At 74.3% G+C, this 12,272-nt stretch carries 4 protein-coding genes; 1 reads left to right on the forward strand and 3 read right to left on the reverse strand.

Annotation, left to right across the window (positions count from 1 at the left end; genetic code table 11):
• Nucleotides 1–5 precede the first annotated feature (5 nt).
• Genes ACFV6D_RS15980 through ACFV6D_RS15990 form a run of 3 tightly spaced genes read right to left on the reverse strand, consistent with a single transcriptional unit; the run spans nucleotide 6 to nucleotide 10,696 of the window.
• Nucleotides 6–7,310 carry a thioester reductase domain-containing protein gene (locus ACFV6D_RS15980; RefSeq protein ID WP_380560170.1) on the reverse strand — a complete coding sequence of 2,435 codons (7,305 nt, stop codon included), beginning with the start codon at nucleotides 7,308–7,310 and terminating at the stop codon, nucleotides 6–8.
• A 57-nt stretch (nucleotides 7,311–7,367) separates the two neighbouring features.
• A complete protein-coding gene (locus ACFV6D_RS15985; protein ID WP_380560172.1) occupies nucleotides 7,368–8,225 on the reverse strand; it encodes a class I SAM-dependent methyltransferase in 858 nt (285 codons plus the stop codon).
• Nucleotides 8,222–10,696, reverse strand: coding sequence for a lantibiotic dehydratase (locus ACFV6D_RS15990; protein WP_380560174.1), 2,475 nt, complete (start codon nucleotides 10,694–10,696; stop codon nucleotides 8,222–8,224). Before ACFV6D_RS15990 ends, ACFV6D_RS15985 begins: the two co-directional genes overlap by 4 nt.
• Nucleotides 10,697–10,917: 221 nt before the next feature.
• On the opposite strand from ACFV6D_RS15990, the gene ACFV6D_RS15995 reads away from it, so the two are divergent.
• Nucleotides 10,918–12,141 (forward strand): M20 family metallopeptidase, encoded by a 1,224-nt coding sequence (locus ACFV6D_RS15995; protein ID WP_380560176.1) that lies wholly within the window; start codon nucleotides 10,918–10,920, stop codon nucleotides 12,139–12,141.
• Nucleotides 12,142–12,272: the final 131 nt, after the last annotated feature.

Genomic DNA, 12,272 nt, shown 5'->3' on the forward strand with positions numbered 1-12,272 from the left:
GTGCCTCAGTAGGACAGCCCCGGGCAGTACACCCCCTGCTGCGGCGCCGTGTACGAGCCGCGTGCCACCAGGGTCTCCAGCCGCTCCAGGGTGATGCCCCGGGTGTGGAACGCCCAGCTCAGGGTCTCGGGCAGCAGCCGGCCCGGGATGCGCAGCCGGGGCGGCGCGCCGTCGGGGACGGCCCGGCGCATCAGCTCGCCGGCGCCCGTGTAGAGCGCCCGTGCCGCGGCCTCCGAGACCGCCGTCAGATGGCCCAGGTCGGACAGGCCCGTGGTGTAGCCGGCGAGCGCACTGCTCGACCGGTCCAGGACCACGTACGGCTGCGACCAGCCGAAGGCCCGCTTGGCCGCCATGTGGATCTCGCCGTCCCGTGCATGGCCGTTGACCGAGCGGTACAGCTCCTGGCACGCGGGCACGTCGTCCTCGGTCATCGCGCGCACCGTGAAGCCGGCCATGTTCGCCGGGGTGGGCGGTGCGTACCCGGCGACCAGGGACAGCTGCTCGTGCGGGACGAAGCCGAGCGAGGAGTAGAGCCGGTACGCGCCCAGGTTGTTGGTCACCTGGACGGCCCGGACCGAGCCGCGGTCGTGCCGGGCGGCCGCGCCGATCACCTCGTCCATCAGCAGTCGGCCCACGCCGCCGCCCTGCGCGCCGGGCGCGACGCTGAGCGGGCCGAAGGCGGCGACGGACTCGCCCAGGACCAGGAAGTTGGAGCCCGTCACGGAGTCCGCGCCGTCGACCGCCACGTAGGCGAGGCAGCCCGGGGCCGCGAGCCGGTCCCGGAACATCTCCGTCACCTCGTCCACCGACGACCACTCCGGGGCGAGGCCGAGCGAGGCGTTGAGGGTGTTGAAGGCCTCGAAGCAGATGCCTGCCATCGCCGGAAGGTCCTCCCGCGCCGCCTCCCGGACCCGGAGGGCCTGCGTACCGGTGTCGACGAGGCCGCCCCCGGCGCCGACGCCCGGTTCGGGGAAGTAGCCGACGCGGACGAAGAACCCGACGTACTTCTCGAAGAGTTCACGCGTCATCGGCGGGCAGTCGACGCCGGTACCGGCCAGCAGCTCGCGGGTCTGCGAGGTGTCGACGGACAGGTAGTGGTTGCGTCCGCTGTAGATGGTCGATTCGAACGCGTCGATCATCGGGACCATCGCGTTGTCGCGGTCGGCGCGGATGCGCCGCACCCAGGCGTCCCAGCGGAGTTCGTCCAGCCGGTAGCCGAGGGAGCGGAGGGATTCCGTCATCGCGGAGAACGGGAGGTGCGTCCCGTTGGCGAGGTGGTGGTTGCGGCCCGCCGCCCGGTCGTCGCGGGACAGCCGCAGGATCGCCGCGCTGACGTGGTCGACCGGCACCAGGTGGAAGATGCCGGCGGGATCCTGCGGGACGGCACCGGCCTGCACGATGCCCTTCATGCTCAGCCAGACGAAGTCGTGGGTCTGGCAGAAGCCGCGCTCCGAGTCGCCGGAGATCTCGTCCACCCGGTAGACCGAGACCGGCAGGCCCCGCCCCCTGGCGAGTTCGATGATCTGCTCCGCCACCAGCTTCGTCTGCCGGTAGCCGGACGACAGCGCCTCGGCGGGGCCCGGCGGGTCGGTCACCTGGAGCGCCTGCCCGGGGACCGCCTCCGCGGCGAACACGCCGGTGGACGAGACGTGGTGGACGGGCACGGTGCGGTGCCGTGCGGCCAGGCGCAGGATCTCGGCGGTGCCCGTGACGTTCGCGTCCTTCAACGCCGAGTACGGGTAGAGGCCGTTGACGGTCGCGGCGGCGTGGTAGACGCAGTCCACGCTGCGGGCGAGGGCGTCGAACCGTTCGGGGGCCAGCCCCAGCAGCGGCCGGGCGAGATCGCCGACGACCACGGACAACCGGTCCGGGTCGATGGCGTCCCAGAACTCGTACCACTCAAGGTTCTTGCGCAGCCGCGCCCACGCGTCCGCCTCGTCGGCCCCGCGGACCAGGCAGTGCACGGTCGCACGGGTCGTCCGCAGCAGGTCGCGCAGCAGGTACGCGCCCAGGAACCCGGTCGCACCGGTGAGGAGCACCTCCTGCGGGTCGTCCGCGACCCGGATCACCTCGTCGGCGGGGGAGATGTCCGCCGCCAGGACGACCTCGGCGGCGAAGTCCACCGCGTCCTCGTCGACGCCCGGCGTGGCGGACACCGCGGCCAGCACCTTCGCGAGCAGGTGGTCGGCGAGCACCGCCGGGGTCGGGTGCTCGAAGACGAGCGTCGGGCGCAGGCTCACCCCGCAGAAGTCGCTGAACTGGTTGCGCATCTCGACGGCCATGAGGGAGTCGACGCCGAGTTCGAGGAACGGCACGTCGGGGTCGATGGCGTCCGCGCTGTCGTGGCCGAGCACCGCCGCGACCCGGGTGGCGATCCGGTCGATCATGTGGAGGAGCTGCTTCTCCTCGTCCAGGCCGGCGAGCACGCCGGCCAGGCGGGCGGCGACCTCCGGGCGCTCACCCGGCTTGAGCACCCGCCCGGACGGGGCCGCCTCCTCGGCTGCGGCCTCCGCCTCCGCCTCCGCGATCGCGGCCGGTACCGGTGCCGGGGTGGGGCCGGCGAGTGCGGGCAGCCAGTAACGCTTGCGCTGGAAGGCGTAGGTCGGCAGCGTGACGTGGCGGGCGCCGGTGCCGTCGAAGAACGCCGCCCAGTCGACCGGGACACCGGCGGTGTGGAGCGCGGCGGCGACTGCGACGGCGGTCGCGGCACCGGGCCGGTCGCGCCGGGAGACCGGCAGCGCGCGGTGGTCGTTCGGCCGGCCACCCCCATCACCTTCGTCGGCGTCGTCGGCGATCTGACGCACCAGGGCCGTCAGGGACGCGTCCGGGCCGAGTTCGACGAAGGTGTCGGTGCCCCGCTCCCGCAGGGTCCCCACCGCGGCGGCGAACCGGACGGCCGAGCGCAGCTGCCCGGTCCAGTACGCGGGTGTCAGCAGTTCCGCACCGGCGAGGGCGCCGGTGACCGTGGAGACGATCGGCAGGTCCGGCGCACGGTAGGCGACGGTCCGGGCCACGGCCTCGAACTCCTCCAGCACCGCGTCCATCCGGGGCGAATGGAAAGCATGACTGACCGTCAGGCGCTTGGTCCTGCCGCCAAGTTCGGCCACTAGCTGGGCGACCTCCGCCGCGGCGTCCTCGTCGCCCGAGACCACGACGGACCGGGGCGCGTTCACGGCGGCGATCCCCAGCCGGGACTCCCGGCCGGCGAGCAGCGGCAGGACCTCGTCCTCCGTGGCCTCCAGCGCGATCATGGCGCCGCCTTCGGGCAGCGCCTGCATCAGCTCGCCCCGGGCGGTGACCAGCCGGGCCGCGTCCGCCAGCGAGAACACCCCGGCGACGTGCGCGGCGGCCAGCTCGCCGAGGGAGTGGCCGGCGAGCGCGTCGGGACGCACACCCCAGGACCGCAGCAGCGCGAACTGCGCGACCTCCAGTGCGAACAGGGCGGGTTGGGCGATACCGGTGCGATGGATGCGCCCGTCGTCCGCCGCGTCGCCGGCGGCGGCGAGGAGCAACTGCCGTACCTGTGGCGCCAGATGGTCGCACACCGCGTCCAGCGCTTCGGCGAACACCGGGAACGCCTCGTACAGTTCACGGGCCATGCCCGCCCACTGGGAGCCCTGGCCGGTGAAGAGGAATGCCGTGGTCCGGGCGGCACCGGCATGATCCGTGGTCAGTCCGGCCGCGGGCTCGCCCTCCGCGAGCGCGCCGAGGGCGCGCAGCAGGCCCTCCACCCCGTCCGCGCCGTTCGCCCCGCGACCGAGGTCCGCGACGACGGCGGCCCGGTGTTCGAGCCCGGCCCGGGACAGTGCCAGGGTGCGCCCCACGTCCACGGCATCCCGGTCGGGCTCCGCGCGCAGGAACGACTCCAGCCGGCGGGCCTGGTCGCGCAGCGCGGCCGGGGACTTCGCGGACAGCAGCCACGGTACGGCGCTGAGCGCCCGGACCGGGGCCGGGGTCTCCTCAGGCGAGACCGGGGCCGGGGTCCCCTCGGGCGAGACCGGGTCCGGGGCCTCCTCGGGCGAGGGGGAGTGCGGCGCCTCCTCCAGGACGACATGGGCGTTGGTGCCGCTGATGGCGAAGGAGGACACCCCGGCGCGCCGGGGCCGTCCGTCGGCGGCCGTCCACGGCCGCGCCTCGTCGAGCAGCCGTACGTTCCCCGACGACCAGTCGACGTGCGGCGACGGCTGGTCCACGTGCAGGGTCGCCGGGAGGACGGCGTGCCGCATCGCCTCCACCAGCTTGATGACACCGGCCATGCCCGCGGCGGCCTGGGTGTGGGCGATGTTGGACTTGACCGAGCCGAGCCACAGCGGCCGTTGAGGATCCCGGCCGCGCCCGTACGCGGCGAGGATCGCCTCGGCCTCGATCGGGTCGCCGAGCATGGTCCCCGTGCCGTGGGCCTCGACCAGGTCGACCTCGTGGGCGGCCACCCGGGCGTTGGCGAGCGCCCGGCGGATCACCCGCTGCTGCGCCCGGCCGTTGGGCGCGGTGAGCCCGTTGGACGCGCCGTCCTGGTTGACGGCGCTGCCCCGGATCACGGCGAGCACCCGGTGGCCCGCCCGCTGCGCGTCGGAGAGCCGTTCGAGCAGCAGCACCCCCGCGCCCTCGCCGAAGGCGGTGCCGTCCGCCGCGCCGGCGAAGGCCTTCACCCGGCCGTCCGGGGCGAGGCCCCGGTGCCTGCTGAAGGTGATCATGTCGTCCGGGGTGGACATCACCGTGACCCCGCCCGCGAGCGCGAGCCGCGACTCACCGGAGCGCAGGGAGCCGCAGGCCAGGTGGAGGGCGACCAGGGACGCGGAGCAGGCCGTGTCGACGGTGACGGCGGGGCCGTGCAGGCCGAGGGTGTAGGCCACCCGGCCGGACATCACGCTGCCCGAGGTGGCGAAGCCGAGATGGCCCTCGTACTCGGACCCGGGCGCGGCGAGTGTGCTGTACGTCTGTCCCTTGGTGCCGGCGAAGACGCCGGTCTCCGAGCCGGCCAGGCCGGTCGGATCGAGGCCCGCCCGTTCGAAGGCCTCCCAGGCGATCTCCAGCATCAGCCGCTGCTGCGGGTCCATCGCGGTCGCCTCGCGCGGGGCTATGCCGAAGAATCCGGCGTCGAACGCGGACGGGTCGGTCAGGAAGCCGCCGCGCGAGACGTAGCTGGTGCCGGGGTGGTCGGGGTCGGGGTCGAACAGGGTGTCCAGTGCCCAGCCCCGGTCGGCGGGGAAGTCCGAGGTGGCGTCCCGGCCTGCGGCGACGAGGTCCCACAGCTGCTCGGGTGACTCCACCCCGCCGGGGAAGCGGCAGGCCATGCCGATGATGGCGATCGGCTCGGCGCCGTCCGGGCCGGGCCCCGCGGGGGCCGTACGCCCGTCCGGGAACGCTTCGGCGGCCGTGGAGCTGTCCGACGGCCCCGTCAGCTCCGCGACCAGCCGGTCCGCGAACGCGGCGGGCGTCGGGTGGTCGAACACCGCCGTCGCCGGGAGCCGCAGCCCGACCAGCGCGCACAGCCGCCGCCCGACCGCCACGACGGCGAGGGAGCCGAGGCCGAGATCCACGAACGGCCGTGTGGGAGCGACCCGTTCGGCTTCGACGCCGAGCGCGAGCGCCACCTCGGCGCGGACCAGGTCCAGCACCGTCCGGGCCCGTTCGGCCGCCGTGAGCGCCGCGAGCCGGCCCGCCCACTCGCCCCGGTCGGGCTCGGCCCCGAGGCCCTCGCGCTCCCCGGGCCCGCCGGTGGACGCCGTACCGAGCAACCGGGGGTCCGCGTCCGCCAGCAGATGCCGGGTGACCTTCCCGGACGCGGTGCGCGGAACGTGCTCGACGGCGTACACCTTCTCCGGCACCTTGAAGAAGGACAGCCGCGTCCGGCAGTGCTCGAACAGCGCCTGGACGTCGACGCCTTCGGGACCGGGCACCACGTACACGACGGGCACCTCGCCGAGCACCTCGTGGGGCTCCCCGCCCACCGCCGCGTCGGCCACGCCCGGCGCCGTGCGCACCACGTCCTCGATCTCCACGGGGTGGATGTTCTCGCCGCCCCGGATGATCAGCTCCTTGAGACGGCCGGTCAGGGTCACCTGCCCGAGGGCGTCCCGGCGGGCCAGATCGCCCGTGCGGTACCAGCCGTCCCGCAGTACCTGCGCCGTGGCGTCGGGCTGCCCGTGGTAGCCCAGCATCAGGTTGGGGCCGCTGACCCAGACCTCGCCCTGCTCGCCGTCGGGCACCTCGGCGCCGGAACCGTTGTCCACCAGGCGGATGTCCACCCCCGGGACGGGCGGCCCGGCCGCTCCGGCCGCCCGGTCGCCCGTCGGCCGGTTCGAGGTGATCGCGCCGGTCTCGGTCGATCCGTACTGGTCCACCAGCGGGACCCCGAACGCCTCCTCGAAACGGCTGCCGAGGGAGGCGCCGCTGGCCGAACCGGCGACGAACCCGAGCCGCAGCGACGGCAGCCGGGTGTGCTCCTGGCGGGCACGGTCCAGCAGGTAGTGGTACGTCGTCGGCACCCCGGCGAGGAAGGTCACCCCGTCCGCGCGCAGGGCGTCCAGCACCTCGGAAGGGGCGAAGCCGCTCATCAGCCGGGCGCCGGCGCCCACGGCCACGACCGCCATGACGCACAGGTTCTGGCCCAGGCCGTGGAACAGCGGCATCGGCCACAGCAGTCGGTCGTCCTGCGTCATCCCGAGCACACCCACGTGGCAGGCCTCCACCAGCCACAGCGAGCTGCGCAGGGAGTAGAGCACCCCCTTGGGGCGGCCGGTGGTGCCCGAGGTGTAGAGCATCCAGGCCGGAGCGTCGAGCGGGCTCTCTTCGGGCGCCGGCCCGTCGTACGGGGTGGCCGCGAGCGTCTCGTACGCGGTGATGTCCGCGGTTGCGCCGGAGGCGTCCGCCGGTGCCATGGGGGAGTCGCCTGTGAGCACGATCGAGGGCCGGGACGGGCCGGACGCGGCCACCGCGCGCAGCAGCACGTCGAGCCGCGCCGGGTCGCACAGCACCACCGACGCCCCGGAGTCCCGCAGGAAGTGGACCAGTTCGGCCTCGGACGCCTGCGGATTCAGCGGCACGGTGATGCCGCCCGCCCGGATGACGGCGAGGCAGCTCTCCACCATCTCCACGCTGTTGCCCATGAGGACGGCGGCCCGGCCGCCGTTTTCCAGTCCCAGCGCGGCGAGCCGGCCGGCGAGCCGAGAGGTCCGCAGATCCAGTTCCCGGTAGCCGACGCCCCGCCGGGCGTCGGCGAAGGCCACCTTGTCCCCGATCCGGGCGGCGTGTCCGCCGAGCAGTTCGGACAGCGGACGGATCAGCGAAGGGGTCGTGTCAGGAGCCATGTCATCGCACCTCTCGGCTCTGTGTTCAGCGCTTGGTAGACGGTTGCGGTCGTGCCGTCAGCGGACGGCCAGCACGGTCCTGGTCGGGCAGGAGAACTCCAGGGAGCCGTCCGGCCCCGCGAGCACCCGCAGCGCCTCGCGCGCCTCGTCGGTCGCTTCGGCCACCCGCTCCGCGGGCACCAGGTCCCACTGCACGCGGGTGGTCACGGTCCTGGTCCACGCCAGGTAGTCGTCGATGGTCTCGAAGCGGGAGTTCGCCGGGACGTGGCGGATCCGTACATCGCTGAAGCCGGCGGTGAGGAAGGCGGCGGCCGTGGACTCCTCACCGGCCAGCGGGCCGCCGAGGCCCAGGACCACCTGCCACGGGTCGTCCACACCCTCGGGGAGGTACTTGGCGAGCACCCCGGAGAGGATCTCGGCGGACTCCCAGCCGGCGGCCAGCCTGCCGTTCTCGGTGGGGAAGGTGGTCGCGGCGAACCTGCCGCCGGGGCGCAGCGCCGCGGCGGCGCAGGACAGGGCCTTCTCCGCCTCCGGCAGCAGGAACAGGACCATCCCGGCGCTCGCCGCGTCGAACGGCTCGGCGAAGGCGAAGTCCTGGGCGTTGCCCAGCTCCGCGCGGGCGCGGCCGGCGACCCCGCGGGCCGTGATGTCGGCCGTGCAGGCGTCGACCATGCCCTGGGCCTGGTCGATGCCGAGCACGAAGCCCTCCGGGCCCACCGCGTGGGCGATCGGGAACAGGCAGGCGCCGCGCCCGCAGCCGATGTCGAGCACCCGCTCGCCCGGCGAGAGCTCCAGGGTGTCGGCGATCATCTTCCCCAGCGGGTGGAAGATCATCTGACCTGCGGAATCGTACTGCTCGGCGGCCTTGTCGTAAGCGTCCCTCACCAGTGAGGTGATGCGGAGGTCCTCGGTCATGACGCGCTCTCTTCCTGTTGTTCCGGGGTCGGCGGATTGTCGGATGTCACCGGCCGCACGATGCAGCCGAGACGGAATTCGGCACAATGCGTTTCGTCCGCCACGCGCCACCACAACTGGTCCGGGGTGGGCAGCATTTCGGACACGACGACTTCCCCTTCGGGAAGTCGCGCGATATCGATCACCGACAGCGGATCGGCGAAATCGACGTACAGCGGCTTCGGTTCGGCCGGATGCTTCACGTAGACGTGGCGTGGAATTCCCTGGGCGGCCCGCAGCCGCTGTACGGACAACCACTGGGTGACGGTGTCCGCGGCCTTCTCCGGAGCCCTTTCCGGAATGCTCAGCCGCCAGCGGGCACGCTGGACCACGACACCGTCCACCACGATCCTGGGCGTGTACGCGCCGAGGTCGACCGGCACCGGGACCAGCGCGGGCCTGGACACCGCGCGGTGCAGCGTCGACGACAGGTCACCGGGGTAGAGCAGCCGCCGCCGGCCGCCCACCACCACCGCGTCGGCCGAAGCGGGCACGACGGCGTCCGCGATCGGCACCACGTCGGCCCGGTCCTTGCCCGAGAGGCCGCTCAGTTCGATGGCGGCACCGGGGAGTTCGGGGGTCACATGGGCGCTGCGCCGGCGCGAGACGATGGTCGCGGCGGTCCCGGGCGGCACGGCTCGTGCCACCCGCTCGGTGAAGCCGGCCCACAGCCCGTCCGGGTCGCTGTGCAGTGGACGCTCCAGCCCCCCGAAGATCGAGCTGCAGTCGTCGTGCAGCTCCGAGAGCACCCAGTCGGCGGTGGCCGGGTCGGGGCCCGCCACCATCAGGTCGGGGCTGGGCAGGCACGCGTCGTCGGGGCCGTACGTCACGGTGTCCCACAGCGGCGCCAGCGCTTCGGCCAGTTCGCTGCCGCTCAGCTCCACGACCGGGGGGCGGCCGTCGGCCGCTCCCGCGGCCTCCACGGCCCGCCCGACCAGTCGGCGCAGCACCGCGTCCAGCCCGTCGCGGCGCGGTGAACGAGCGGGTACGTCCCGTGCGGCCAGTGCGGCGAGCGGAGCTGGGGCGCCCCCCAGTTCGGCGCGCAGGGCGTCGCGGGCGTCCTCCCTGGCCAGCAGCGCCGCGAGGAACACCAGCGGGAACACCGCCTCGGTGACCTCCCGGATGCGCTCCACGACCGGCGCCCCGAAGCCGACCCGCTCGCTCACCGGACTCGACCTGTCCTCGTGGAACAGCTCGCGGTCGGCGTAGTGCCGTCCGCTGTCCTGCGAGACCCGCCCGCCGTCCGCCGCGCGGGCCGCCCGCACGGCGAGGAGGTGCGCCGCCCGCTCGGGCCAGGGCGCCCGCGCGTACGTGTCGCGGACCTCCGCCAGGTTCACCGCCGTGTCCGTGGGGTGCTCGGCCGCGAGCCTGGTCAGCGCGTGCAGCTCGGTCGCCGGCAGCCGCCAGGGGGAGACGACCAGGGCCGGCCCGAGCGCCTTCACCAGCCCGGCGGCGTACGTGTCGTCGGCTCCCGCCCGGTGCGGCGGCGGCACGGGGCCGGCGGCGCTGACGAGCGAGTCGAGCCGGCTCCCCGGCGCCGCGGCGGCGGCACTCCACAGCGCCAGCGCGGGCCCCGCGACCTTGAACCTGCGCCCGTCCACGGCCCGTTCCAGCACCGGGGACGAGCCGGGCCGGCGGAACAGCGGACTGGGCCACACGCGCTGCCGCGTCAGCGGCACCTCGCGTGCGGCCTGCTCCCGCAGCTCCTCCACCAGCCAGGCGCTCGCCTCCACCACGACCCTCTCGCGGCCGGGCGCGCCGACCAGCAGGGTCTCCTCCTGCTCCGGCACCAGACGGCCGAACAGCACCGGGCCGAAGAACGAGACGGTCTCGCACTTGGTGGCGAACCGGCGCAGATAGCGGTGCAGGGTGTCGACCCGGCGACGCAGGCTCTGCGGCAGGGCGCCGCCGTCGTCCCGCGCCTGCGCCCAGCCCGGGTGCGTCAGCGGCGGCGTCTCCAGGGCGGTGTGGTGGAACGAGGGGTTCGACACGAACACGGCGTGCCCGAAATCCTCGCGGCCGGCGGCCCGTGCGGTGTGCAGCCGGGCCCGCAGCAGGGCCGCCTCCAGTTCGGCTCCGGCCGCGGCCAGCCGCTCGCCGAGCGCGGCGACCAGGGCGTTCCAGCGGGGCGCCCAGTCCGGCGCGCCGGTCGCCGCGAGGACCGCTGCGCACCGCTCGTCCAGGGGCGCGCCGCCGTCCACCAGCCGGCGGCAGCTCTGGAGGGCCCGCAGCGACCGCTGGCGCGGTTCGACCGTCCGTACGGCCTTGCGCAGCCCCGGCCACAGCACGTCCAGGAAGTGCGTACGTTCGGCGGCGACCGCCTGCTCCGCCGCGAGCACCCCGGCGGCGGTGCCGAGCAGTTCCTCGGACGCGAGCCCGTCCAGGAGCCCGGAGGGGAAGCCGGTCGCGCGCAGCAGCGACCAGGGCATCATCTCGACCGAGAGTTCCCCGTCGCCCGCCCGCACGTTCCATGTCAGTGACGCTGTCAGTGGATCTTTCAGTGAATCTGTCAGTGAATCTGTCGGTGACGCCATGTCAATTCTCCAGACTGGTCTCGCTTTTCGTCGGAGACTCCGGTAGGAAGGAAAAGGCCAGGGAATTGTCCGGCCATCCGGCCGACGGAGATCCCGGTCATGCGGAGGGGAAAGAGAAGATGCGAATCTCGTCTCGGATCATGCGCGGTTGTCGCGAAACCGTCGAACGCGCCGAACACGAACTGATAGCACTGTCCAGGAGTATTCACGCCGAGCCGGAGACCGCGTTCAAGGAGCACCGCAGCGCCGCCAAGGTGAGCGGCCTGCTGCGGGACGAGGGATTCGAGGTGGTGCCCGGCGCCGGCGGCCTGGACACCGCGTTCACCGCCCGCTACGGCAGCGGCCCGCTCACGGTCGGGCTGTGCGCGGAGTACGACGCGCTGCCGGGCCTCGGCCACGCCTGCGGCCACAACATCATCGCCGCCTCGTCGGTGGGCGCGGCCCTGGCGCTGAGGGACGTGGCCGACGACCTCGGCATCACCGTCATGGTGCTGGGCACCCCGGCCGAGGAGGAGGGCGGCGGCAAGATCGCCATGCTGGAGGCCGGCGTCTTCGACGAGGTGTCGATGGCGATGCTCGTCCACCCGGCCCCCGAGGACAACTGCGCTCCCCGCCCCCTCGCCCTGGTCGAGCTCGAAGTCCGCTACACCGGACGGGAGTCGCACTCCGCACTCGCCCCGCACCTGGGCGTCAACGCCGCCGACGCCCTGACCGTGGCGGAGGTCGCCGTCGGCGTGGGCCGCCAGCACTTCGAGCCGCGGCAGCAGGTGCACGGCATCGTGACCCGGGGCGGCGAGGTGCCCAACGTGGTCCCCGCGCACACCAGCGCCCTGTACAACCTGCGGGCCGGCGACATGGAGTCCCTGGGGCGCCTCGAAGCACGCGTCAGGGCCTGCTTCGAGGGCGGCGCCGTCGCCACCGGCTGCACCCACGAGGTCCGCTCGACACCCGCGTACGCCGAACTGGCCCACGACCCGTTCCTGGTGGCGGCCTACCGGGCGGCGGCGACCGAACTGGGCCGCCCCCTGGTGTCCCCGGAGGAGGAGCGCGCGATGCCCACCGGCAGCACCGACATGGGCAACGTCAGCCGGGTCCTGCCCAGCGTGCACCCCAGCATCGGCATCGACAGCGGCGGCGCGGTCAACCACCAGCCGGAGTTCGCCCGGGCCTGCGTGGCCCCGGCCGCCGACCGGGCGCTGCTCCAGGCGTCCGTCGCGCTGGCCTGGACGGCGGTGCAGGCCGCCGAGGACGACCAGGCCCGGGAGCGGCTGCTCACGGCCCACGCGGCTCGTCGCGACGCGGGCCGCACTGCTCGTCGGGACGCGGGCCGCACGGCCGGCTGACCGCCGCCGGCCCGGGCGGGCCGGGCCCGGCCGCGCCCTCCCCCCCGCCGCCGCGGAGGAGGCGGCGCGGGCCCCCCCGGGCCCCGCCGGGGCGGGGGGGGGGGGGGTCGCCCAACCCGCACCCCCCTCAC

Origin of the sequence: Kitasatospora sp. NPDC059812, assembly GCF_042732075.1 — a bacterium.
Classification (GTDB): Bacteria; Actinomycetota; Actinomycetes; order Streptomycetales; family Streptomycetaceae; genus Kitasatospora.